The sequence below is a fragment of the Saccharospirillum sp. MSK14-1 genome, from assembly GCF_003054965.1.
In the GTDB taxonomy this organism is placed as follows: Bacteria; Pseudomonadota; Gammaproteobacteria; order Pseudomonadales; family Natronospirillaceae; genus Saccharospirillum.
In genome coordinates this window covers 966,327-990,650 of sequence record NZ_MIES01000026.1, presented here as the reverse complement: position 1 = coordinate 990,650, position 24,324 = coordinate 966,327, and the positions used below count along the sequence as shown (strand labels likewise).

At 55.8% G+C, this 24,324-nt stretch carries 20 protein-coding genes; 9 read left to right on the top strand and 11 right to left on the bottom strand.

Translation table 11 applies throughout. The features are described from left to right. Positions 1 to 290 precede the first annotated feature (290 nt). The 8 genes from BGP77_RS08470 to BGP77_RS08435 all read right to left on the bottom strand — a co-directional run bounded on the left by BGP77_RS08470 (position 291) and on the right by BGP77_RS08435 (position 10,951). Entirely contained in the window at positions 291 to 1,082 is a 792-nt protein-coding gene (locus tag BGP77_RS08470; protein ID WP_199224218.1) for an electron transfer flavoprotein subunit beta, read from the bottom strand. Continuing rightward, positions 1,072 to 2,319, bottom strand: coding sequence for an electron transfer flavoprotein subunit alpha/FixB family protein (locus BGP77_RS08465; RefSeq protein ID WP_108164267.1), 1,248 nt, complete (start codon positions 2,317 to 2,319; stop codon positions 1,072 to 1,074). Before BGP77_RS08465 ends, BGP77_RS08470 begins: the two co-directional genes overlap by 11 nt. Continuing rightward, positions 2,319 to 4,208, bottom strand: coding sequence for a (Fe-S)-binding protein (locus BGP77_RS08460; protein WP_108164266.1), 1,890 nt, complete (start codon positions 4,206 to 4,208; stop codon positions 2,319 to 2,321). The genes BGP77_RS08465 and BGP77_RS08460 overlap by 1 nt, the downstream gene beginning before the upstream one ends. Before the next feature lie 102 nt (positions 4,209 to 4,310). After that, on the bottom strand, positions 4,311 to 6,374 hold the full coding sequence (dgcA, locus tag BGP77_RS08455) for a dimethylglycine demethylation protein DgcA (RefSeq protein WP_108164265.1): 2,064 nt from the start codon (positions 6,372 to 6,374) through the stop codon (positions 4,311 to 4,313). Between the two features lie 63 nt (positions 6,375 to 6,437). Beyond that, the gene (locus BGP77_RS08450) at positions 6,438 to 6,968 is read right to left on the bottom strand and encodes a 4-vinyl reductase (protein WP_108164264.1); all 531 of its coding nucleotides are present in this window, start codon (positions 6,966 to 6,968) and stop codon (positions 6,438 to 6,440) included. 49 nt (positions 6,969 to 7,017) lie between these two features. Beyond that, positions 7,018 to 7,998: a dipeptidase gene (locus BGP77_RS08445; RefSeq protein WP_108164263.1), complete on the bottom strand. Its 981-nt coding sequence runs from the start codon at positions 7,996 to 7,998 to the stop codon at positions 7,018 to 7,020. 196 nt (positions 7,999 to 8,194) lie between these two features. After that, a complete protein-coding gene (locus BGP77_RS08440) occupies positions 8,195 to 9,343 on the bottom strand; it encodes a GlxA family transcriptional regulator (RefSeq protein ID WP_108164262.1) in 1,149 nt (382 codons plus the stop codon). 477 nt (positions 9,344 to 9,820) lie between these two features. Beyond that, the gene (locus tag BGP77_RS08435) at positions 9,821 to 10,951 is read right to left on the bottom strand and encodes a hybrid-cluster NAD(P)-dependent oxidoreductase (RefSeq protein ID WP_108164261.1); all 1,131 of its coding nucleotides are present in this window, start codon (positions 10,949 to 10,951) and stop codon (positions 9,821 to 9,823) included. Positions 10,952 to 11,267: 316 nt separating this feature from the next. Here BGP77_RS08435 and BGP77_RS08430 point away from each other — a divergent pair, with 316 nt between their 5' ends. From BGP77_RS08430 to purU, 8 genes are all read left to right on the top strand, one after another. After that, a complete protein-coding gene (locus BGP77_RS08430; protein WP_108164260.1) occupies positions 11,268 to 12,530 on the top strand; it encodes an aromatic ring-hydroxylating dioxygenase subunit alpha in 1,263 nt (420 codons plus the stop codon). 140 nt (positions 12,531 to 12,670) lie between these two features. Beyond that, positions 12,671 to 13,933, top strand: a complete 1,263-nt coding sequence (gene glyA, locus BGP77_RS08425) for a serine hydroxymethyltransferase (protein ID WP_108164259.1) — start codon at positions 12,671 to 12,673, stop codon at positions 13,931 to 13,933. Between the two features lie 193 nt (positions 13,934 to 14,126). Next, positions 14,127 to 15,509, top strand: a complete 1,383-nt coding sequence (locus BGP77_RS08420; RefSeq protein ID WP_108164258.1) for an L-serine ammonia-lyase — start codon at positions 14,127 to 14,129, stop codon at positions 15,507 to 15,509. Positions 15,510 to 15,702: 193 nt separating this feature from the next. Next, positions 15,703 to 16,956: a sarcosine oxidase subunit beta family protein gene (locus BGP77_RS08415; protein WP_108164257.1), complete on the top strand. Its 1,254-nt coding sequence runs from the start codon at positions 15,703 to 15,705 to the stop codon at positions 16,954 to 16,956. A 15-nt stretch (positions 16,957 to 16,971) separates the two neighbouring features. Then, entirely contained in the window at positions 16,972 to 17,259 is a 288-nt protein-coding gene (locus BGP77_RS08410; RefSeq protein WP_108164256.1) for a sarcosine oxidase subunit delta, read from the top strand. A 10-nt stretch (positions 17,260 to 17,269) separates the two neighbouring features. Next, positions 17,270 to 20,290 carry a sarcosine oxidase subunit alpha gene (locus BGP77_RS08405; RefSeq protein WP_108164255.1) on the top strand — a complete coding sequence of 1,007 codons (3,021 nt, stop codon included), beginning with the start codon at positions 17,270 to 17,272 and terminating at the stop codon, positions 20,288 to 20,290. Then, positions 20,283 to 20,897, top strand: coding sequence for a sarcosine oxidase subunit gamma (locus BGP77_RS08400; protein WP_108164254.1), 615 nt, complete (start codon positions 20,283 to 20,285; stop codon positions 20,895 to 20,897). Before BGP77_RS08405 ends, BGP77_RS08400 begins: the two co-directional genes overlap by 8 nt. Further along, positions 20,894 to 21,760 carry a formyltetrahydrofolate deformylase gene (gene purU, locus BGP77_RS08395; protein WP_108164253.1) on the top strand — a complete coding sequence of 289 codons (867 nt, stop codon included), beginning with the start codon at positions 20,894 to 20,896 and terminating at the stop codon, positions 21,758 to 21,760. The genes BGP77_RS08400 and purU overlap by 4 nt, the downstream gene beginning before the upstream one ends. Before the next feature lie 36 nt (positions 21,761 to 21,796). Here the strand turns inward: purU and BGP77_RS08390 are convergent, their stop codons facing one another. The 3 genes from BGP77_RS08390 to hemE form a co-directional block, all read right to left on the bottom strand. Next, a complete protein-coding gene (locus BGP77_RS08390) occupies positions 21,797 to 22,102 on the bottom strand; it encodes a hypothetical protein (RefSeq protein ID WP_146171221.1) in 306 nt (101 codons plus the stop codon). 14 nt (positions 22,103 to 22,116) lie between these two features. Next, positions 22,117 to 22,416: a Bor family protein gene (locus tag BGP77_RS08385; protein WP_108164251.1), complete on the bottom strand. Its 300-nt coding sequence runs from the start codon at positions 22,414 to 22,416 to the stop codon at positions 22,117 to 22,119. A gap of 145 nt (positions 22,417 to 22,561) precedes the next feature. After that, positions 22,562 to 23,626, bottom strand: coding sequence for a uroporphyrinogen decarboxylase (gene hemE, locus BGP77_RS08380; protein WP_108164407.1), 1,065 nt, complete (start codon positions 23,624 to 23,626; stop codon positions 22,562 to 22,564). Positions 23,627 to 23,743: 117 nt separating this feature from the next. On the opposite strand from hemE, the gene BGP77_RS08375 reads away from it, so the two are divergent. After that, on the top strand, positions 23,744 to 24,319 hold the full coding sequence (locus tag BGP77_RS08375) for an ACP phosphodiesterase (RefSeq protein WP_108164250.1): 576 nt from the start codon (positions 23,744 to 23,746) through the stop codon (positions 24,317 to 24,319). The last annotated feature ends 5 nt before the right edge of the window (positions 24,320 to 24,324 follow it).

Here is a 24,324-nt window from a genome sequence, read left to right as displayed (position 1 = left end):
ATTTTTCTGAACCTGCGAGCACTTGTAAGAAATCATCTAAAATGGGCACATATACATCATCGAAAACTATTCTGGGCGCCGGCTTCGTTGCATCGAAATCATGAATGCAGTCATCGCCTCTCGAGTTAAGGCCTAAGCCGCTCAGCATTAACAATATAAGGCATTGTAAAACCAACTTAGTTATCTGATGGTTTGAACAAGGCAGCATTGATCAACCCATCTATATGGCGGCTATATGAACCCTCCCTTTATATCACTGAAAACAGCTCTAGTACGGACACATCCGACACCTATTCAGAACTGGACAGAATGCCTTCTTCTTTCAGCATGCGAATAACCGCCTCGGCCTTCTCTCGATCCGTCCCATCCTTCATCACCTGCCCACCCTGCCCTTGTGGCTTGGCGGTGGCGGCTTTGAAGCGGTCGGCGGCATTGGTGGTTTTGACGACGTTCAGGCGTTTGGGTTTGGCTTTGGCGGGGCTTTGTTGCCAATCCTGGCGGGCTTCATCGACCGGAGCATCAATGGTTTGCTCGGTGATGGTGGCGCGACGGGCGGCGCCGAAGGCGGATTGACGAGGGGTGGCTGCGGCGTTGTCGACGCTGGCGACGAACGGCAGAGGTACGCGCAGCAGGCGGCGCTGGCCGCGTGGTAAGGCTTGTAGAACTTCGGCTTTACCGTCGGCAATTTTTTGAATATCGGCGATGCGGTCGACGATGGGCCAGCCGAGTTTTTCGGCAAGTTGATAGGGCAGTAAGCCGGAAGCTTCACCATTTTCAGCGCGGATTCCGGTTAACAGAATATCCGTTGGCGTTGTTTTTAAATGATCCAACAACACAGCCGTCGCATCTGAATTTTCGGCTGTTTCTAACAGAGTTAATTCGGGCAGGCCCATACCCAGGTATTGGTTAAGCGCAATATTTTGCTCAGCGCCGACATGCAATAATCTAACGTCAGTACCAACCAGTTTCAGACCTAGTTCAACAGCGCGGGCATCCTGACTGGCCCGTTGTTCGCGGCCGGATTTTTCATGCTGGCCGATGCTGATCAGCGTCGTCACCTTCAAGGATGCATTAAGCGACATGGCGCGCCTCCGTTGCAGCAAGCGACGCTTGTTCGTCTGCGCCCAGCAAATTTAATAGCTCCGCCAGAATAGCCTGGCTGTCGCCAATCACCGATAAATCCGCACGCTTCACCATATCGCAACCCGGATCCATATTGATGGCGATGACTTTGTCGCATTGACCAATGCCCTGCAGGTGTTGAATCGCTCCGGAAATACCGACGGCGATATAGACCCGCGCCGTCACCCAGGTACCGGTAGCGCCCACCTGCCGGAATCTCGGCATATTGCCATCGTCGACGGCGACGCGGCTGGCGCCTTCGGTCGCCCCCAGTGCGCGGGCAACTTCATGGAACTGATCCCAGTCGCGAACACCGTTGCCCGCCGAAACAATAAATTCAGCTTCGCCCAGTGCAATCTGGCTGGGGTCGACATCCACCGGACCCAGGTCTTCTATCAGCGTCAATCTTGACTCAATAACGGGCACTGCAATCGGCCTGGCTTCGTGTCGGGAGTCGCTGATGGGCATGGCGCACTCTTCTGCCAAGAGGATCAACCGCGGCGTGGACCGTTGCCAATCGATGCGGTCACGTCCACCACGGCAAAGCGTGGTGTTGGCATCCACCTGCCAGGCGTGAGTTGCCGCGCGAATGTCCAAGCGGGCGGAGAGTCGTCGGCCTAAATCAGCGCCACCCTGTACTGAATCGGGGAACAGCCAAAAACGAATCACATGTTCGGCTTCTATCGCTTCGAGCACGGCGAGTTTTTGTTCCGGGCAATAGCCGGTGTAGTCGGAAAGATGCAGTACGCGGTCGGCACCGGCAGCGCCAAAATCGACATCGCGACTTTCACCAAAGGCAATGGCAAGAATGGCGCCCTGCCCATCTAATTCAGCCATCAGTTGATGGGCCTGTCCCAGCACGTCTTTGTCGTGACCGCTTAAACGACCGGCGGCTAAGTCGACCACCACGGCGATTAAATAATCCGGTGTTTCGACTGTATGCAGGGGCAACTCCAAGGTTTGTGTTGCAGCCTGCTGACCTGTACGACGCATCAATACATTGGCAGACCCCTTGGTACTGCGATCAATGCGCTTGATGCCATTGGGGCCGATAAATCCCACCGCGTGTGGATTCTTACGCAGCAAACCGGTCGGGCCGCGCACGTCACCAACGGCGGTGACGGCCGCATGTTGTGGGTGCAGTCGATTACGCGCTATGCGTTCGATGCGCGGGTCGCGACGAATCACATCGGCCATCAGTGCACCTCCACAATATGGTCGGCCACCAACTCAGCCAGATCGCGAATCTGCGGTCGTGGCTCCACCACGCCTTCGAGCATGGCGGTGCATTGCTGACAGGCCACGGCAATGGTTTCGGCCTGAACGTCACGAGCATCGTCGACGCGCATATCGGCAATGCGGCGTTCGCCGGGCACGTCGGTAATTGGAGCACCGCCGCCACCGCCACAGCAACGTGAACGATAACCCGAGCGCTGCATTTCGCTGACTTCGATGCCGAGCGCGTTCAATACCGCCCGGGGTGATTCGTACTCGCCGTTATAACGCCCCAGATAACACGGGTCGTGATAAGTGACGGTTCCACCGTCAAAACCATCGAGTTTCAACTGACCTTTTTCGATCAATTCGTTAATAAACATCGAATGATGCAACACCTCATAGTGACCACCCAGATCACCGTACTCATTACGCAGTACATGAAAGGCGTGCGGATCGGTGGTGACGATGCGGTTAAACTGGTAACGGTTCAGCGTTTCAATATTTTGTTTTGCTAAGGATTGAAACGTCGCGTCATCGCCAAGACGACGCGCAACATCACCGCTGTCTTTTTCTTCATTGCCCAGCACCGCGACATCGACATTCGCAGCGCGCAATACTTTAACGAAGGCACGCAAAATTCGTTGACTGCGCATGTCGAAAGCGCCGTCGCTGACCCAGAATAAAACGTCGGTTTTTTGTTTCTCTGCCATCAACGGCAAATCCAAATCCGCTGACCAGTTAGTGCGGCTGGCGGGATCGAAACCGTTGGGGTTATCGGTGGCGATCAGGTTCTCCAGAACCTCAGCACCTTTGTTCGGTGTTTCGCCACGCTCGAGCGTTAAATACCGACGCATATCGACGATGGCATCGACGTGCTCGATCATCATCGGGCACTCTTCTACGCACGCCCGGCAAGTGGTGCACGACCACAGGGTTTCGGCGCTGACCAGGCCATCGACAATCACCTGCCCCGGCCCGCCCTGGGCTTCGCCCACCGGCTTGCCCGGATATGGCGTCCCGGCGTAGCTGGCATCGGATCCACCGGCCAAACCAACTACCATATCCTGAATCAGTTTCTTCGGGTTCAGCGGTTGGCCCGCCGCAAAGGCCGGACACACTGCCTGACAACGACCGCACTGCACACAGGCATCAAAACCGAGCAGCTGGTTCCATTTAAAATCTTTGGGTTCGGCAACGCCTAAAGCGCCATCCAGATTCACCGCTTTTAAACCGGTTGAAAGACCGCCACCAAAGCGTTCCGGACGACGATGAAACGCCAGATGCAAAGCACCGGCAAAGGCGTGTTTCATCGGGCCGCCCCAGCCCATGCCGAACATTAACTCGGCCAGGCCAAAAGCCACGCCAATTAGCAAGACAACGGTTAACACCGTGCCGCCAACATTCTCAGGCAGCCAGCCGGATGCAATTAAGGTGAGTAAGAAAAACGACGCGGAGAACGCCAGCAGGTTTTTCGGCAAGCGCATCCAAGGGCCTTTGGATAAACGCTCCGGCGGATTGATGCGGCGACGCGTTACAAAAAGCGCACCGACAAACATTAAGGCCGTTGCAAACAACAGCGGCACTAATAAAAACGGACTGCGCAGATCGAATAAATAGACCGGCAGAATCAACAGCATGGCCAACACGTAGCCACCGGCCGTAGCGACGTGGGTGCGCGACATGGCTTTATCGCGGTCGACCACATGATGCAGATCAACCAGATAACGACGCGGCATGGCCAGCAAACCGGCCAGTAAATTAACCGGCTCTGCCTGACCGACGCGCCACAAGCTGATGCGACGCAAGGCGCCGATCAGCAGCAGTAATAACGCCGTTATAAGTAAGGTTGGTAACACACGATCAAGCATTGGTTTCTCGCTTTGCTCCAAGTGGGAGATGCTCGATGGGAGATGGAAGACGCAACACCTAAAACAGCGTCACCCGTCTCCCGTTCAGCGTCGCGCCTTCACTCAAAGATCTTTGCACAAGCGCAAAGCATCATAGATGGCCGCGTGGGTGTTGCGTTGCGATACGCAATCGCCCAGACGCCACAGAATCATGCCGTCTTTGCCTTCGCTTAAAACCGGCTGAGCCGCACTGTCGAACAAGGCTTCCACGTCGATCTGGCCCTTATTGACCGAGTCGGCTTTCAGTTCGTAATAGAGCGCTTCGTTGGGGCGCGTGCCGTTTTCAACGACGATCTGATCAACCACCCGCTCTTCTTTCTGACCGGTGTATTCGTTTTCCAGCACCGCGACTTTTTTGTCGCCTTCGGCGTAGACTTTTTCCAACATCATGTCAGACGTCATCACCACTTCGCGCTCATACAAGCTGCGGTAATAGGTTGGGAAGGTCGTGCCGCCGATGCCGACACCGGGTTTGATGTCATCGGTAACTAATTCCACCAGGCTGCCTTTGCTGGCCAAATAATCGGCCGCCGACATACCGGAGAATTCACAGATGGTGTCGTAGACCAGCACGTTTTCGCCCGGTTCAACAGCGCCGCTGAGAATATCCCAGGTAGAAACCACCAGTCCCTCGTCAAAACCCCATTCCGGATTCTGTTCTAAGAAAGGTGTACCACCGGTTGCCAGGATGCATACATCCGGATTCAGATCGCGAACCAAGGCGGCATCAGCGGCGGTGTCAAAGCGCAGCTCAACATTCAAACGGGCCAGTTCCAGCGCATACCAACGCGTAATACCGGCAATTTGATCGCGCTGCGGTGCTTTGGCTGCCAGGGTAATTTGACCACCCAGCTCTGAGCCTTTTTCAATTAAAGTAACGTTGTGACCACGTTCGGCGGCCACCCGCGCTGCTTCCATACCACCCGGCCCACCACCGATAACGACCACCTTGCGAACCGGACCGGTGGTTTTTTCAATGATGTGCGGCAGACCCATGTATTCACGTGAGGTCGCGGCATTCTGAATGCACAACACATCCAGCCCCTGGTACTGACGGTCGATGCAATAGTTGGCACCAACGCACTGACGAATTTGGTCGACCTGATCCATTTTGATCTTGGCGATAAAATGCGGGTCGGCAATGTGCGCACGCGTCATACCCACAAAATCGACATAACCGGCTTCCAGAATTCGCTCAGCCTGATTCGGGTCTTTGATGTTCTGGGCGTGAATCACCGGTACATCGACCACTTCCTTAATTCCGGCTGCCAAATGCAAAAACGGCTCGGGCGGATAAGACATATTGGGAATCACGTTCGCCAGCGTATTGTGGGTATCGCAACCGGAACCGACGACACCGAAGAAGTCGAGCTGTCCGGTCGCGTTGTAATATTGGGCGATTTCTTTCATGTCGTCGTGCGACAGACCATCAGGGTGGAATTCGTCACCACAGATGCGCAGCCCGACAACAAAATCCCGGCCGACTTCGGCGCGTACGGCCTTCAACACTTCCATGCCAAAGCGCATGCGGTTTTCAAAAGTACCGCCCCACTGATCGGTCCGTTTGTTTACACGCGGTGACCAAAACTGATCGATCATATGCTGGTGCACAGCCGACAGTTCGACGCCATCCAAGCCACCTTCTTTGGCACGGCGCGCCGCCTGAGCGAAGTCACCAATCACCCGCCAGATTTCTTCTTCCTCGATGGTCTTACAGGTGGCGCGATGGACCGGCTCACGAATACCAGAAGGCGACATCAGGTTCGGCCAGTTCTCACCATCCCAGCGTGAACGACGGCCCATGTGAGTAATCTGAATCATGATCTTGCCGCCGTGTTTATGAACGGCATCGGCGAGATTCTGAAAGTGCGGAATGATGCGATCAGTCGATAAATTAACCGAGCTCCACCAGCTTTGCGGGCTGTCGATTGAGACCACGCTGGAACCGCCACAGATGCATAGGCCACACCCGCCTTTGGCTTTTTCTTCGTAGTATTTAACGTAGCGATCGGTCGTCATGCCGCCATCGGTGGCGTACACCTCGGCATGAGCCGTGCTGACAACTCGGTTACGAATGGTGAGCTGATTGATCTTCAGCGGCGTGAACAGTTTTTCAAACTGGGACATAACACGGCTCCCGGCGAACCGGACTCAGGGCGAACTGAGCCGGTTGATGGCGATTCAAAAAGGTTACAGGGGCGTCACTTCAAACAGGCCGTAATCGACACCTGTTTCAGCGGCACACTGAGTTTGTTTGGCGTGCGTTTTTATCGTCAGGCCTTCGGCTTGCGCGATCTGATCCATGGCACCGGCGAACCAACCGGTGAACATATAATCAACCTTGCGATCCACCTTGCCGTAGAAGTAAACAAACGCTGAGTGATCCAGTCGCACCTGGGCAGTCCCGGCAGCGATATCGAGTTGCTCAATGCTGAACAAACCCCAACCGCGTTGCGACAGTCGGCGCATATAGTGTTCGAACACTTCAGCGCCTTTCATACCATGCAGTTCGGCTTCTTTTTCACACCAGTGCCAGGCAGATTTATAGCCAGCCTTGTAAAGAATATCGGCGTAACGATCAGCACCAATTTCTTCTTCAATCGCCTGATGATTGTTAATAAAAAAATGCCGCGGCACATAGAGCATCGGCAGTGCATCGGTCGTCCAGACGCCGGTTTCGTCGTCGACCTGGATGGGCATTTCAGGAGCATGGTAAGACATTTGAATTCCTTAATAACGGGAGACGCTTAACGGAAGACGCTGAGATGAATCAGGACTCACCCCAGACGTCACCCAAAACCCGCAGCCAGTTTTCACCCATGATTTTTTTCGTAACCTGCTCGGAGAAACCATTACGGAGCAAGGCTTCGGTCAGGTTGGGGAATTCACCAACGGTGCGAATGCCTTCAGGGTTAACGATTTTGCCGAACTGAGTCAGTTCGCGGGCGTAGCCTTTGTCGTGTACCAGGTAGTCAAAGAAGGCTTTGTCCTGGCCCTGGGTAAAGTCGGTGCCGATGCCGATCTGGTCTTCGCCAACGATGTCGAGAATATAGGCAATGGCTTCGACGTAATCGTCGATGGTGGCATCCGGTCCTTTGGCCAAAAACGGCGTGAACATAGTGACGCCAACAAAGCCGCCATGATCAGCAATAAACTTCAGTTCTTCGTCAGACTTGTTACGCGGGTGTTCTTTCAAACCGGACGGTAAGCAGTGTGAATAACAGACCGGTTTTTTTGATTCGAGGATCACTTCTTCGGATGTTTTGCTGCCCACGTGCGACAGGTCGCACATGATGCCAACGCGGTTCATTTCGGCGACCACTTCGCGGCCAAAACCAGACAAACCGCCATCGCGCTCGTAGCAGCCGGTGCCGATCAGGTTTTGGGTGTTGTAGCACATCTGTACCACGCCAACGCCCAGGTCTTTAAAGATCTGCACGTAACCGAGGCGGTCTTCAAAGGCGTGAGCATTTTGAAAGCCGAGAATGATGCCGGTTTTACCGAGCTCTTTGGCTTTCCGGATATCGGCGGTGGTTTCGACTTTCATCACCAGATCGCTGTTGTCTTCGATCAGGCGGTTGACCTGAACAATATTGTCGACGGTGGCCTGAAAATCTTCCCAGACGGAAACGGTACAGTTGGCCGCAGTCAGCTGACCTTTGTGCATGTCTTCGAACAGCTCACGGCCCCATTTGGCGATGATCAGGCCGTCGATAATGATGGAATCCTGGTGCAGGGTGGCAGCAGTCATGGCGAACCTCTGGCAACTGAAAGTACGGGTATGGCTGGCAGTGTATCCAGCGTGTTTGGGGTCAGGGTCACTGGAAGCGACAACGGCAAACCCAAAATCGGCATGGCGGCGCTTGGCTCACCCCGAACACACCTCAATAACACCCAGCCATAAAAAACCCGCCATAAAGGCGGGCTCAGCAGGCGGAGGATTGAATCTAGCCCGTAACGGCCAGTGCGGTTTCCGGCTTCAATGGATTGGCCGCGAAATTAACCGCCCCATAGGTTGGCTCCGCCTGCGCCAAGCGCAAGGCATTGACAGAAGACGACGGCAATTCAGCCACGCTGCTGTCGGCAGTGGCGGACTCCAATGGGCCAATCGCCCAGATTGCCAGGCGCTCTTCTTTGGGCGACACGCCGATGTATTTACGGTAGCAACGACTGAAGTGCGGCGCTGAAACAAAGCCACACATGGCGGCCACTTCAATGATCGAGCAGCTGGTTTGTTTGAGCAGTTGACGGGCACGGTCCAGACGCAGTTTCAGGTAATAACGCGACGGTGTGCAGTTAAGGTGTTTCAGGAACAGGCGTTCCAACTGGCGACGGGAAATCCCCACATAGGCCGCCAGCTCTTCCAGCTCAATGGGCTCTTCGATGTTGGATTCCATCAGCTCGGTGACTTCCGCCAGCTTAGGCTGAGCGCTGGTCAACAGACGCCGCAGCGGCGCACGTTGCTGTTCGCTGTCGGCGCGTACGCGGTCGCACAGGAACATATCGCAAATAGCGGATGTAAGCGCTTTGCCATGCTGACGGCTGATCATTGACAGCATCATGTCCATCGGGACGCCGCCACCGGTGCAGGTCATGCGATCGCGATCGAGTGAATACAGATGATTGGTGCAGTTCACCCGCGGAAAGCGTTCCTGCAACGAGGCCAGACATTCCCAATGCGCACTGCAGTTATAGCCGTCGAGTAAACCAGCGGCGGCCAGCACATAAGCGCCGGTACAGACCGCCCCCATCAGCACTTTTTTGTGCGCCTGAGATTGCAGCCAGCTGACCTGAGCCGGTTTGTAAGAGCGGGTAATGTCGACACCACCGACGACAATGACGATATCGAACGCATCGGCGTCGGCAATCGAACCATCGGGCGCGATGGCAATGCCGTCACTGGCCTTGGTAATGCCTCCATCGGCAGAGATTAATCGCCAGGTGTAGAGTTCGCGACCGGTCAACTGATTGGCCATGCGTAATGGATCGATGGCCGAAGCCAGCGCCACCATGGTGAAATTATCGATCAGCAGAAAACCCACGCGATAGGGCGCGGTGCTCATCACACCAGTGGGAGCTGCAGCATTTGCATTCATGGACTTACCCCTCTGTCTTCGTAAGCCCAGTCGCCGGTTTTATGCGACTGTTTGGTGTTTGAACTCAGGGATCGCCACAGCCATAACGCCGGGTCGGTTACCCCATCACGGGTTACACATGGTGCCTCTATTGAACGTAGGAGCCGGCGTTTCGCAGATGACTGTTAGCGTCATTTGGCAGCGCCGCTACTGTGATTTCGCATAGCAAGTCCCGGGCCATTTTTTTATTTGGTAATTACCCGGAAAGCCGCATGCTAGACAGGCGGCACAGCTCCGGCCTCGGCCAGAAACAGCCGCGACGGATGAGCCCATGGTATGACGGCCACAGGCGGGGAAGTTATCTAAAAACGTCACCAAAGGGGACGCAAACCGTCCACAAACGACACACGGCTTGCGCGGTTGTTACTGCTGTGTTCCCACTGATGAATTCAATGCATTAACGCTGTTCAACATCCCATCAATTAATCATTAATGCGTTCAGCCTTCGATGCTCAAATCCGACAGCGGTGTGCTGCAACAGGAAAGTATGTAGCCTTCGGCCAGGTCATCTTCGGTAATACCACCGTTGTGTTGAATGTCGACCTTGCCCGATTTCTTCATCACCTTACAGGTGCCGCAAATACCGACACCACAGGCTTTGGGGATGTTCAAACCAAGGCGGCTGGCGGCCACATGGACCGTCTCACCCGGCGGTACCTGAACGCTCATACCGGAATTAATAAACTCGACGGTGAACAGATCACCTTCTTTAATTTCTTCGGCTTCTTTGACCGCAATCTCCGCTTGTTCGAGCGCTTCTTCGGTCACCGCTTCTGGTGTCGCACCGAAGGATTCTTCGTGATAACGCTCCATATCGAAGCCGACGTCTTTTAAAAGCGCCCTAATGGTGCGCATATAAGGCGTTGGACCGCAGCAGAAAATGCGGCGACTCATAAAGTCCGGCGCAATCATTTCGAGCTTGGGCAGATCCAGGTAACCGCGATAACCGTTCCAGGCCTGACCCACGTCTTTGCGCTCACAGATCACCGACAGCTCAAAACCTTGCACCCGGGAACACATGTGCTCCAGCTCGCGCCAAAAGATGATGTCGTCCGGTGTACGGGCGCTGTGCACGAATGCCATATCGACATCGGTGTTGGTATCGAAAAACCAGCGAGCCATCGACATCAATGGCGTTATGCCGACGCCACCGGATAACAGCAGAACTTTATCCGCCGGATAGTCAATGCAGTTGAAGTTCCCGACCGGGCCATGCACCGCCAACTCATCCTGCTCTTTTAAATTGTCGTGCAACCAGTTCGATACGTGACCGCCAGGAACACGCTTTACCGTGATCGAAAAACTGTACGGCACTGAGGGAGAACTGGAGATGGTGTAAGAGCGCATCACTTGCTCGCCTTCAATCTCCAGTTCCAGCGTGACGAACTGGCCCGGTTTGAAGAAGAACATCACCGGTTGCTCGGCGTTAAAGCAGAAGGTCTTCACATCTGCGGTTTCTCTAATCACCCGCACACAACGAACCTGGTGACGACCATTCGCCCACACTCGGGTATTGAGTGGGTTGAATGGGGCCAGGGAGGATTCTGTGCTCTGCACTTCACTGGTCATCTGGTTTTTTCTCCGGCAAGGCAAAGGCCGTCGGCGACGGTCAATGTTCGCATTCTCGACAAAACCGAAAACGACGAGTTAACCAATTGCGACATTCTGTTGATCAAGTCGTCCACTGCTCGGGCCTGTCCGCGACATCGCCCGGCGCCGCGTCGAAAAAAAAACCTTGAATGTCGCGATTGGATAATTACCCCGGCCATGCCTTATCGAGAATGAGCGCACTTATTAACAGTGGCCGAACCCGATAGCAGGTAATAGATGCCTAGGTACCCACGGCCACGCTCAGGCACTGTTGTCCTTAACTGGAAGCGCACTCATGACCGAAACTGACCTGCTAAACCTCAGCTACTCCAACATCGATGAAGCCCGCCAGGCCATGGACAGCCTGCTTAAAGAGCGTTCGCGTTATCTGTCATTGCCCAGAGAGCTCTATAACGATCCACTGCTGTTCCGTGTCGACATGGAAGAAATCTTTCTGAAGGAATGGCTGTTCGCCGGGATGACCTGTGAAGTGCCCGACCCGGGTTGCTACATCACCATCGAGATTGGCCAGAACCCGGTCTTGATTGTGCGCGACCGCGATGGCGAAGTACGCGCTTTTCACAACGTTTGCCGCCACCGCGGTTCACGGGTGTGCACGGGCGACAAAGGCAAGGTCGCCAACCTGGTCTGCCCGTATCACCAGTGGACCTACGACTTAAAAGGTCAGCTGTTGTTCGCGGGCACCGAAATGGGTGACGACTTCGATAAAACCCAACACGGGTTAAAACCGGCGCATTGCAAAACCGCTGGCGGCTTTATCTACATCAGCCTGGCCGAAGGCGAACCACCGGAAATCGACGACTACCTGCAAGCCTTGGCGACCTACATGGAACCTTATGACATGGAGAACGCCAAGGTTGCCGTCGAATCCACGCTGGAAGAAAACGCCAACTGGAAACTGGTGATTGAGAACAACCGTGAGTGCTACCACTGCTCCGGTTCACACCCGGAACTGTTGCGCACCTTGCTGGAATGGGACGACACCAACGACCCGCGTGCCACACCAGAATTTCTGGCCTTGTGTGAAACCCAGGCCGCCGAGTGGGATGCCGAGGGCATTCCCCACAAGCACGTCGAATTCGGGTTACGCAATCGTCTGGTGCGCATGCCATTAAAAGAAGGCACCGCGGTGATGACCATGGATGGCAAGCCTGCGTGCCGCATCAACATGGGCCGAATTGAAAACCAAACGCTGGGTTCGTTGCGCATTCTGCATCTGCCGAATTCTTGGAACCACATGCAAAGCGATCACGCCATCGTGTTTCAGGTGCTGCCGATTTCCGCGCAGAAAACGCTGGTCACCACCAAATGGCTGGTGCACAAAGACGCGGTCGAAAACCACGACTACGCACCGGGCAAACTGCGGTACGTCTGGGATCAGACCAACCAGCAGGATCGCACTCTGGCGGAGCAAAACCAGCGCGGCATTAATTCACTGGCCTACCAGCCGGGCCCTTATTCGAAGACCTTCGAATTCGGCGTGATTAATTTCCTCGACTGGTACAGCTCATCCATGCAGAAGAACCTGAAAGACTGACCGGCTCTTGTTGACCGACGCTTGTTTCGACACCCCGGGCTGTCGCAAATCAACGCCCGGGTGTCGTGCCAGAGCAGTTAGCCAGAACAGGGCGGCCCTAAGATGAGCGGCATCAACGCACACATCACAGGACGCCGCTCATGTTCAGCCGCACTCGCAAACTGGCCGACACCGACCCCGCACTTTGGTCGGCGATCACCGCCGAAACCGAACGTCAGGAAGATCACCTGGAGCTGATCGCCTCGGAAAACTACACCAGTCCGCTGGTGATGGAAGCCCAGGGCACGGCTTTGACCAATAAGTACGCGGAAGGCTACCCGGGCAAACGCTATTACGGCGGTTGCGAGCACGTCGATGTGGTCGAAGAATTGGCCATCGACCGCGCCAAAGCCCTGTTCGGTGCCGACTACGCCAACGTCCAACCGCATTCTGGCTCCCAGGCCAACGCCGCTGTTTACATGGCGCTGTGTGAACCCGGCGCGACGGTGCTCGGCATGAGCCTAGCGCACGGCGGTCATCTGACGCATGGCGCCCACGTCAGTTTCTCCGGCAAGCTCTACAACGCCATTCAATATGGTCTGGATGAAAGCACCGGCGAAATCGATTACGACCAGGTCGAAGCCCTGGCCAAAGAACACAAACCGGCGATGATCGTTGCTGGCTTCTCGGCTTACTCACGCATCGTTGACTGGGCGCGCTTCCGTCAGATTGCCGACTTCGTTGGCGCGTATTTGATGGTCGACATGGCACACGTCGCCGGTCTGGTCGCCGCGGGTGCTTACCCCAGTCCGATTCCGCATGCTCATGTCGTTACCACCACCACGCACAAAACGTTGCGCGGCCCACGCGGCGGTTTGATTCTGACCAAAGGCCAGCCGGAACTGGAAAAAAAACTGAATTCAGCAGTCTTCCCGGCTGGTCAGGGCGGCCCGTTGATGCACGTGATTGCCGCCAAAGCGGTCGCTTTTAAAGAAGCCGCCGAAAGCGATTTTCGCGATTACCAACATCAGGTGGTACGCAACGCTCAGGCCATGGCCGACGTCTTTGTGAAGCGCGGTTACGACGTGGTCTCCGGCGGTACCGACAACCATCTGTTCCTGCTCAGCCTGGTCAAACAAGGCCTGACCGGTAAAGACGCCGATGCCGCCTTGGGCGACGCGCACATCACCGTGAATAAGAACGCCGTCCCGAACGACCCACAGTCGCCGTTCGTGACCTCTGGTTTGCGCATCGGCTCGCCGGTGATCACCACCCGCGGTTTGCAGCAAGCCGAGTCGGCCGAACTGGCCGGCTGGATAGCCGACATTCTCGATGCCATGCAAGCCGGTGACGCCAGCGCCACCATTGCCGACGTGCGCACCAAAGTCAGCCAGCTGTGCCGAGATTTCCCGGCGTACGGCTGAACAGTTAGCTCAAGCCACCATGGTAAGCGCTGGATGAGCGCGCCGTTTGTTAGAGGATGTCCGCAGCATGGATGCTGCGGCCAAGGCCCCAGGGAAGGGTTCACGCCGACCTCTAACAAACGGCGCGCTCAGCCAGCGCGGATTTCCACCACCTGACCATCACCCAACCCAAACGAAATCCGGAGAACCCGCCATGGCCATCAGCCTGTTCGACATGTTGAAAATCGGCATCGGCCCGTCCAGCTCGCACACCGTCGGACCGATGGCAGCCGCCTATCGTTTTGCCGAAGGACTGACCGCCTCGGGCGATCTGACACGCGTGCAACGCATCGACATCCAGCTGTATGGCTCACTCGGCGCCACTGGCAAAGGCCATGGCACCGGGCCTGCGGTATTGATGGGACTGGAAGGTCACCTGCCCGATCAAATCGACCCGACCATTGTCGGCCCGCGCACGGACAGCATTCGTGAACAGGGTGAGTTACGGCTCGGAGGCGAACACGCCATCGCCTTTAACGAGCGCAACGACCTCACCTATCACAAACGCGAGACGCTGCCGTATCACCCCAACGGCATGACGTTTTTTGCCTTCGATGTGGACGGCAACTGCGTGCGCGAGCGCACCTACTATTCCGTGGGAGGTGGCTTTGTGGTGGACGAAGATGCCGCCGGCGCCGATCGCATTGTCGAAGATACAACACCGCTGCCTTACCGCTTCAAGACGGGCGATGATCTGCTGCAATTGTGCCGCACCCATCAACTGAGCATCGCCCAAATCATGCTCGCCAACGAGCAAGCCTGGCGCAGTGAAAGCGAGGTGCGTGACGGTATTCTGCACATCTGGCAGGTGATGCAGGAATGCGTGCAGAACGGCATTCATAACGAAGGCGTTTTACCCGGCGGACTGAAAGTGAAACGGCGCGCGGCGGTGTTGTACGCCTCCTTAACCGCGCACGACCGGCTCGATCTGATTTCGCCGTCCTTGAGCGCCATGGACTGGGTTAATCTTTATGCCCTGGCGGTGAATGAAGAAAATGCCGCCGGTGGCCGTATGGTCACGGCACCCACCAATGGTGCTGCCGGCATCATTCCAGCGGTACTGCATTATTACTGGCATTGGTGCCCGAACGCCGACGAAGAAGGTGTGATTCGTTTTCTGCTCACCGCCGCCGCCATCGGCATTCTGTTTAAAGAAAACGCCTCGATATCCGGCGCCGAAGTCGGCTGCCAGGGCGAGGTGGGTTCGGCCTGCGCCATGGCCGCCGCTGGCCTGGCCGCTGCGACAGGGGCGACGCCCGAACAGGTGGAAAACGCTGCGGAAATCGGCATGGAACATCATTTGGGCCTGACCTGCGACCCGATCGGCGGACTGGTGCAGGTGCCGTGCATTGAGCGCAACGCCATCGGTGCGGTCAAAGCCATTAACGCGGCGGTGATGGCGATGCGTGGCAACGGTGAGCACTTTGTGTCGCTCGATAAAGTGATTCGCACCATGCGCGATACCGGCCGCGACATGCTCGATAAATACAAAGAAACCTCGCGCGGTGGCCTGGCGGTGAACGTCATCGAGTGCTGAACTCAATCCCAATCGCAGGCCTCGTCTTTTGGGGCTTGTCGCAAATCAACACTCGGGTGTCGTCGCCAAGCAGTTGGTCACCGGCGCGCCCGCCTACCATCGCTTCAAACTGCGTCGACCCTGCCGCTTGGCTTGTTACCCATTAACCAAGCCGCTAGGGTCGACAAGCGGCCACTGGAGAGGACCCGAGATCATGCAGAAGTATTCCGGCTTCGGATTGCTCAAACACGCCCTGAGTCATCACGAAAACTGGCAACGGGTTTGGCGCAACCCCAAACCGAAAAAACACTACGACGTCATCATTGTGGGTGGCGGCGGCCACGGTTTGGCAACCGCTTATTACCTGGCCAAGGTGCATAAGGTCACCAACGTCGCGGTGATCGAAAAGGGTTACCTCGGTGGCGGTAATACAGCCCGTAACACCACCATCGTGCGCTCGAACTATTTGTGGGACGAAGCGGCCTTTTTGTACGAGCACGCCATGAAATTGTGGGAAGGTCTGGCGCAGGATCTGAACTACAACCTGATGTTTTCTCAACGCGGCGTGCTCAATCTGGGTCATACCCTGCAAGACATGCGGGACATTGAGCGCCGCGTTAACGCTAACCGACTGAACGGCATCGACAGCGTCGCGCTCGATACCGCTGGCGTGCAAAAAATCGTGCCGATCATGGATTGCACCAGCCGCGCGCGTTACCCAATTCTCGGCGCTTCCTGGCAACCACGCGCCGGTGTCGCCCGACACGATGCCGTTGCCTGGGGTTTTGCTCGCGCCGCCGATGCGCTGGGGGTTGATCTGATTCAGCAATGCGAAGTGGACGACATTCTGATGCAAAACGGCAATGCCGTTGGCGTTAACACCAAACAATACGGCGAAATTCACGCCGATCGCATCGGTTGTGTGGTCGCCGGTAATTCCGGTGTCGTCGCCAAGATGGCCGGCTTTGAATTACCGGTCGAATCGCATCCACTGCAAGCGTTGGTATCGGAACCGATCCGACCGATTCTGGATACAGTGGTGATGTCGAATCAGGTGCACGGTTATATTTCCCAGTCCGACAAAGGCGACCTGGTCATCGGTGCCGGCATCGATGGCTATAACGGTTACGGCCAGCGCGGTTCCTACCCGACCATCGAACACACCTTGCAGGCCATTGTTGAGATGTTCCCGATTTTCAGCCGGGTGCGCATGAATCGTCAATGGGGTGGCATTGTCGACACCACGCCCGATGCCTGTCCGATTATTTCCGACACGCCCATCGGCAATCTGTTTTTCAACTGCGGTTGGGGCACCGGTGGTTTTAAAGCCACGCCGGGTTCCGGTCATGTGTTTGCCGAAACCCTCGCTAAGGGTGAAGCCAACGCCTTGGCCAAACCGTTTTCCATGTTCCGTTTCCACAACGGTGCTCTGGTTGACGAGCACGGCGCCGCTGGCGTTGCCCACTGATTCAGGAGCGCATCGATGTTTTATATCCATTGCCCTTATTGCGATGAACACCGCGAAGAGGAAGAGTTCCACGCCAAAGGCCAGGCACACATTGCCCGGCCGCTGGACCCGGATGCGTGCACCGACGAAGAGTGGGGAAACTTTTTGTACTTCCGCGCTAACCCCAGAGGCATCCACCATGAACTCTGGGTACACGCCGCTGGCTGTCGCAAATTTTTTAACATCACCCGCGATACCCAGACTTACGCCATCCTCGAAACCTATCGCCTGGGTGAACAACCCAGCGTGACGTCCCAGTCGTGAGAGACGCCCTATGACACAGCCTAATCGTCTCAACTCCGGTGGTCGCATCGATCGCGATCAGCCGATGCAGTTTGAATTCAACGGTCGCCGTTACAGCGGTTTCCAGGGTGATACGTTGGCTTCAGCCATGCTCGCCAACGGTGTCGATCTGGTCGGCCGCAGTTTTAAATACGGTCGTCGTCGCGGCATCGTTGCCGCCGGTGCCGAAGAGCCCAATGCCATTTTGCAACTGGGTGCCACCGAAGCCACCCAGGTGCCCAACGTGCGTGCGACCCAGCAGGAATTGTTCGATGGTCTGGTCGCGCAACCGACATCCGGTTGGCCGTCATTGAACACGGATGCGCTCGGCATGGTCGGCAAGGTCTTTGGTTCTTTGCTGCCGCCGGGTTTCTACTACAAGACCTTTATGTTTCCGCGTTTCGGCTGGAAACTGTACGAGAAATACATCCGTAAAGCGGCTGGCTTTGGTCGCTCACCGCGCGCTGAAGACGTCGATCAATACGATCATTTAAACCAGCACGCGGATGTGTTGATCGTCGGTGCTGGCGCTGCCGGTTTAGCTGCGGCCTTGTCGGCAGCCCGCTCGGGTGCCCGTGTGATTCTGGCCGACGAACAATCGGAAATGGGCGGCTCTTTATTGCACAGTCGCGATCTGATGGGTGGCAAACCGGCGACGCAGTGGGTTGCCGATACCTTGGCGGAACTGGCCGGCCGCGATAATGTTTTATTGTTGCCGCGCTCAACCGTTAACGGCTATCACGATCATAATTTTCTGACCATTCACGAACGCCGTACCGATCATATTGCCGACCGCGCGCCGGAAGGCATGAGTCGTCAGCGCCTGCATCGGGTTCGCGCTCGCTGGGTGGTGTTGGCAACCGGTGCACACGAACGTCCGCTGGTGTTTGCCAACAACGACCTGCCCGGTTGCATGCTGGCCTCCGCCGTTTCCACCTACCTCAATCGTTACGCCGTCGCGCCTGGTAATAAACTGGTGCTGATGACCGCCAACGATTACGCCTACCGCACCGCTTTTGATTGGCAAGATGCCGGTCGCGACGTGGTAGCTATTGTCGATAGCCGCGCCGATGTGAGCGGTCACTACCAGGAAGAAGCCAAGCGTCGCGGCATTGCCGTGCTATTGGGTCACGGCGTTATTGAAGCGCGTGGCAGCAAAAAGGTCACCGGTGCTGTTGTCGCGTCGCTGAATGCCGATGGTTCGGCTGTGGCTGGCGCCAGCCGCACGCTCAGCTGTGACTTAATTGCCTCTTCGGGTGGCTGGAGTCCCGTCGTGCATCTGTCGGCGCATACCGGCAGCCGTCCGGTGTGGAACGACGACGTTCTCGGATTTGTGCCCGGCGAAACGCTGCAGCAAATGAAAACCGCCGGCGCCGTCAAAGGCAGTTACGACCTCGTCGCCTGCCTGCGCGATGGCGCCGAACAGGGTGCCGAAGCGGCCAAGCTGGCGGGTTTCGATGCCACACCGGCCACCACACCAGAAGTCGACAGCTGGCCAGAAGCAAAAGCCATGGCGCTGTACAGCATTCCGCATACGCAACCGAACAGTCGCGCGCCGAAACAGTTTGTCGATTTGCAAAACGACGTCACCGCTGCCGCCATCGAACTGGCGACGCGTGAAGGCTTTGAATCGATTGAACACGTGAAGCGTTACACCGCCATGGGTTTCGGTACCGACCAGGGCAAGCTGGGTAACATCAACGGCATGGCGATTGCTGCCAAGTCGTTGGGCCAGAGCATTCCCGACACCGGCACCACCATTTTCCGACCCAATTACACGCCGGTGACTTTCGGTGCTGTCGTCGGTCGTCATTGCGGCGAACTGTTCGAGCCGGAACGTTACACCGCCATGCACGACTGGCATGTACAGCATGGCGCCGAGTTTGAAAACGTCGGCCAGTGGAAGCGCCCCTGGTATTACCCCAAAGCGGGTGAAACCATGCAGCAGGCACTCGATCGTGAATGTCTGGCGACGCGCGAAAGCATCGGCATTCTCGATGCATCGACACTCGGCAAAATCGATATTCAGGGCAAAGACGCGCGCGAATTTATCGGCCGCATCTACACCAATGCCTGGGCCAAGCTGGCGGTCGGCAAATGTCGCTATGGCTTAATGTGCCACGAAGACGGCATGGTATTCGACGACGGTGTCACCTCCTGCCTGGGCGAAAATCATTTCCTGATGACCACCACCACCGGCGGCGCGGCAGGCGTGCTGGAATGGCTGGAGCTGTATCATCAAACCGAGTGGCCCGAGCTTGAGGTGTTTATGAACACCGTCACCGACCACTGGGCGACGATGACCATTGCCGGTCCCAACGCACGCAAGCTGTTGGCCGAATTGTGCGATGACATCGACCTCGATAAAGACAGCTTCAAGTTTATGGACTGGCGCCAGGGCACCGTGGCCGGTGTACCCGCACGCGTCTTCCGCATTTCCTTTACCGGTGAGCTGTCGTACGAGATCAACGTTCAGGCGAACTACGGTCTGCACGTTTGGGAGAAATTGTTCGAGCACGGTGAGAAATACAACCTGACGCCGTACGGCACAGAAAGCATGCACATTTTGCGTGCGGAGAAAGGCTTTATTATTGCCGGTCAAGACACCGATGGATCCGTACATCCGTACGATCTGAATCACGGCTGGGCCGTGAAAGAAGACAAACCCTTCAGCTTTATTGGCAAACGCGGCATGAAGCGTGAAGACTGTGTACGCGAAGGTCGGAAGCAGTTAGTGGGTCTGAAAACCAAAGATCCAAAAGTGGTGCTGCCCGAAGGCGCACAGGCGGTGGACGATCCGAAACAGCCACTGCCGATGGCCATGCTGGGTCACGTGACCTCCAGCTATTACAGCGCTAACCTGGGTCGTTCAATCGCCATGGGCCTGATCAAGGACGGCCTGAATCGCAATGGCGACACCATCTACTATCCGTTATCGAATGGCCAAGTTGTGGAAGCTGAAATCTGCAGCACGATTTTCCTCGATCCCAAGGGAGACCGCCAGAATGTCTGACACCTTCACTGCCGTCATGGATCAACTGCCAACGGCTGACGTTCTTGCACGTAGCCCGCTGTATCAACACAGCGCGCTGCGTGGTGACGGTCTGCAGTTGCAAGAAAACGCGCTGGCGACACAGCTTGTTATTCGTGGCAATACCGACGATGCCAGCTTTGTTCAAGGCGTGGCAAAAGCCACCGGTCTGGCGCTGCCTGGCAACTTGCAAAGCGAGGCCAATAACGACTGGAGATTGCGCTGGATTGCGCCTGATGAATGGCTGCTCACAGGCCCGGCTAACGCCGCCTTCACCATGGAAACCGCGCTGCGCGAAAATCTCAGTGGTCACTATGCGGTCATTAATGTCAGTGGCGGCCAAACCCTGGTTCGCTTAAGTGGCGCCAACGCTCGTGCTGTCTTGATGAAAAGCTGCCCTTACGATGTGCACGATCGCAACTTCCCCGCTGGCAAAGTGGTCTCGACGGTTTTTGCTAAATCACAGGCCATTATCAGCCGCCTTGGCGACGACGAATGGGAGCTGGTCGTGCGGCGCAGCTTTGCCGACTACATTTGGCGTTGGCTGGTGGATGCCGGCCAGGAATTCGGCCTGAGCGAACACGCATGAACAGCAAAGAAAAACTCTGGATTTTGACCGCCCAATGCCCCAGCCGCTTGGGCACAGTCGATGTGGTGACCCGCAGTCTCGCGGAAACTGAAAACTATGTAGTAGCGATGAACTCATTCGATGATCGCGCTACTAACAGCTTCAGTATTCGCGTCGAATTTCGTCCGGAAAAAGGCGATGATTCGCTGCAAAAACTGCGTGAACTGTTTAGCAGCCGCGCGGCCGATTTTGACATGGACTGGCAGATCACCGAACCCGAGCATCGTACCCGCGTTGCCATTTTGGTATCGAAATACGATCACTGCCTGAACGATCTTTTGTACCGCTATCGCACCGGCGAACTGGCCATCGAAATTCCGCTGATTATTTCCAATCACCCGGACCTGCAACACCTGGCCGACTGGCATGGCGTTCCTTATCACCATCTGCCAATTACGCCAGATACCAAGGCCGAACAGGAAGCTCAAATCTGGGAATTAATCACCGACGCTCAGTGCGAGCTGGTGGTTCTAGCGCGTTATATGCAAGTGCTGTCGCCAGAAATGTCCGCCAAACTCGACGGCTGGGCGATCAATATTCATCACTCACTGCTGCCCGGCTTCAAAGGCGCCAAGCCCTATCACCAGGCTTGGGCGAAAGGCGTCAAACTGGTCGGCGCCACGGCTCATTATGTGAATGATGATCTGGACGAAGGCCCGATTATTACTCAGGGCGTACAGGCCGTAGATCACAGCCATTATCCGGAAGAACTGGTTGCCAAGGGTCAGGATATTGAAAGCCAGACTCTCGCCAAGGCGGTGCGTTATCACATCGAGAAGCGGGTGTTTTTGACGGGGAACCGGACGGTGGTGTTTCCGGATTAAAAAAGCAGCCCGATGGCTGCTTTTTTATTTGAACATTTAGCAACCGAGCTCAACGGCCCAAGGATCCCAAACGTCTACAAACAAGAAGATATCAGCAACGCCTGCAACGGCTGTAATAATATCTTTCTCTACCGTCAAAGATGACCACTCATCGCTTTGACAGTTGTTCAAGTTTACTGGGTCGGACAATTCATACAGGGAGAACGCCACATTGTGATGCCAGTAACCATAGGCTTCAGTATTTGAAGACATTGCACCCGTATTAGAAAATTCGATAGTGCTGCAACCAGCAAGCAGTGCCAGCAATACAGAGCTGAGAACTAACGCTTTAATATTTTTCATCTTTTGCATGCTCCTTATGACTGGCACCAGACTCGAGCAGTACGCGGCGCGTACCAACCGAAGGTCACAAATCTCAACAAACCATCAGTGAAAGTTGTCTGAGTTTGCAGCTGACGCACGCCATCAGGGCATACTGCTTGCGTATCAACAACATTTTTCTGAGGAAGTAAACCACCAATAAAGAAGTGCTGTGTTTGCTCGTAATTGGGAGTGGTTGCCAGCTTTGGTTGACCATCCGGGGTCGCAGTGACAGTTGCGCAGCCACTCAATAAGACGGCAAACACAACAACGGCAGTCGTTAGTAGACGCTTCATGTGTGAATATTCCTTTGTTCATTACGGGGAGATTCCCTGACGTTCAAGATCACAGGGCTTCTCTTAGCCTATAACCACCCAACAAATTGTCAATGAACACTGACAATTAACCTTCATTTTCTGATTCAAAATTGACGACCATCAGTTAGCGATGATACTTCGGACTCAACTCCACCACCGCCTCAACAAAAGCCCCCGCATGTTCCGGATCAATCTGCGGATGAATGCCGTGTCCCAGGTTGAATACATGACCACTGCCTTTACCAAATTCGGCGAGGATACGTTCGACTTCGTCGCGAATGCGTTCCGGTGATGAATACAACACCGCTGGGTCGAGGTTGCCTTGCAGTGCTACTTTATCGCCGACTCGTTGGCGGGCATTATCGAGCGGTGTCGTCCAGTCCAACCCCAAAGCATCAGCGCCGCTTTCGGCCATACTTTCCAGCCATTGGCCGCCGCCTTTGGTGAAGATGATCACCGGGACTTTATTGCCTTGGTGGGTTCGTTTAAGACCGGCGACGATTTTGCTCATATACGCCAGTGAGAAAGTCTTATAAGCATCGTGCGCCAGCGCACCGCCCCAGGTATCGAAAATCTGTACGGCTTGTGCACCGGCTTCGATCTGGGCATTCAGGTAGTCGGTGACGGCATCGGCCAGTCGGCTGAGCAGTGCGTGCAGCACTTCCGGCTGATCGTAGAGCATGCCTTTGGCGTGGCGGAAATCTTTGGAGCTGCCGCCTTCGATCATATAGGTCGCCAGTGTCCAGGGACTGCCGGTAAAACCGATCAACGGCACATCGCCATTCAATGCCTGGCGAATGGTGCTGACGGCCTTCATGACGTAACCCAGATCGGTTTCCATCGAAGGTGTTTTCAGCGCGTCGACATCGGCCATGGAGCGCACGGTGCGTTCAAAACGCGGACCTTCGCCGGTTTCGAAATACAGACCCAGACCCATGGCATCGGGAATGGTGAGGATATCGGAGAACAGAATGGCGGCATCGAGCGGGTAACGGCGCAGCGGCTGCAGCGTGACTTCGCAGGCCAGTTCGGCGTTCTTGCACAGACTCAGAAAATCGCCGGCCTGAGCACGCGTCTCGCGGTATTCCGGCAAATAGCGACCGGCCTGGCGCATCATCCATACCGGGGTGCGATCAACGGATTCGCGCAGCAAGGCGCGCAGGAAGCGGTCGTTTTTCAGTTCAGCCACAGTCACTCTACCCTTCATCAAAGTGCGCGCATTATACGCATGCTGACCTGTGCTGACGAATGCTGTGGCGGTTCGATGGCGTGTTAGACTGACGCCAGTCAAGACTCAGGAGCAGCGGTGAACTTTCTCGGCCACTGGTTATTTTCCGACCCGGACGCGGATGCTTTATTAGGCAGTCTCTGGCCCGATTTTGCGCTGCGGCCCGACCCGAACGATGTTTCATCCGGTTTTATTGAGCACTTTGATCGCCATCAGTGGATTGATCGTACCACCGATGCCAGCCCCGAACTGGAATCGCTGCGCCAGCGGTTGCGTCCCAAACTGCGCAAGACCACCCCCATTGTCGTCGACATGTTGCTCGATCATTACTTGGCGCGTTATTGGTCGCAGTATCACGCGCAAACGCTGACTGCTTTTACCCAAGAACGCTATCGCGAAACCCGCCGCTTTGATGCGTTGCCACTGCCACCGCGCCTGGAGCGGACGCTGCATTGGCTGATTGAAGACGATTGGCTCGCAGGCTACCGCCGGCCAGAGAACATTGTTCGCGCGCTGGGTGGTTTGTCACGTCGCCTGCGGTTTGCCGATGAGATGGAAGCACAGGGTTTATGGGCGATAGAACAATTGGACGCTGAGCAGACGGCGGTCGATGCATTTCTACAGCGATTACTCAACGAAAGCGGGCGCCTTTAGAGGCG

Coding starts and splice junctions, on each gene's coding strand:
- BGP77_RS08385 (WP_108164251.1), bottom strand. CDS start 22,416: ATGAAGCGTCTACTAACGACTGCCGTTGTTGTGTTTGCCGTCTTATTG.
- BGP77_RS08440 (WP_108164262.1), bottom strand. CDS start 9,343: ATGAATGCAAATGCTGCAGCTCCCACTGGTGTGATGAGCACCGCGCCC.
- BGP77_RS08465 (WP_108164267.1), bottom strand. CDS start 2,319: ATGGCCGATGTGATTCGTCGCGACCCGCGCATCGAACGCATAGCGCGT.
- BGP77_RS08420 (WP_108164258.1), top strand. CDS start 14,127: ATGGCCATCAGCCTGTTCGACATGTTGAAAATCGGCATCGGCCCGTCC.
- dgcA (WP_108164265.1), bottom strand. CDS start 6,374: ATGTCCCAGTTTGAAAAACTGTTCACGCCGCTGAAGATCAATCAGCTC.
- purU (WP_108164253.1), top strand. CDS start 20,894: ATGAACAGCAAAGAAAAACTCTGGATTTTGACCGCCCAATGCCCCAGC.
- BGP77_RS08410 (WP_108164256.1), top strand. CDS start 16,972: ATGTTTTATATCCATTGCCCTTATTGCGATGAACACCGCGAAGAGGAA.
- BGP77_RS08470 (WP_199224218.1), bottom strand. CDS start 1,082: ATGTCGCTTAATGCATCCTTGAAGGTGACGACGCTGATCAGCATCGGC.
- BGP77_RS08430 (WP_108164260.1), top strand. CDS start 11,268: ATGACCGAAACTGACCTGCTAAACCTCAGCTACTCCAACATCGATGAA.
- BGP77_RS08445 (WP_108164263.1), bottom strand. CDS start 7,998: ATGACTGCTGCCACCCTGCACCAGGATTCCATCATTATCGACGGCCTG.
- BGP77_RS08450 (WP_108164264.1), bottom strand. CDS start 6,968: ATGTCTTACCATGCTCCTGAAATGCCCATCCAGGTCGACGACGAAACC.
- BGP77_RS08390 (WP_146171221.1), bottom strand. CDS start 22,102: ATGAAAAATATTAAAGCGTTAGTTCTCAGCTCTGTATTGCTGGCACTG.
- glyA (WP_108164259.1), top strand. CDS start 12,671: ATGTTCAGCCGCACTCGCAAACTGGCCGACACCGACCCCGCACTTTGG.
- BGP77_RS08435 (WP_108164261.1), bottom strand. CDS start 10,951: ATGACCAGTGAAGTGCAGAGCACAGAATCCTCCCTGGCCCCATTCAAC.
- BGP77_RS08415 (WP_108164257.1), top strand. CDS start 15,703: ATGCAGAAGTATTCCGGCTTCGGATTGCTCAAACACGCCCTGAGTCAT.
- BGP77_RS08460 (WP_108164266.1), bottom strand. CDS start 4,208: ATGCTTGATCGTGTGTTACCAACCTTACTTATAACGGCGTTATTACTG.
- BGP77_RS08400 (WP_108164254.1), top strand. CDS start 20,283: ATGTCTGACACCTTCACTGCCGTCATGGATCAACTGCCAACGGCTGAC.
- BGP77_RS08405 (WP_108164255.1), top strand. CDS start 17,270: ATGACACAGCCTAATCGTCTCAACTCCGGTGGTCGCATCGATCGCGAT.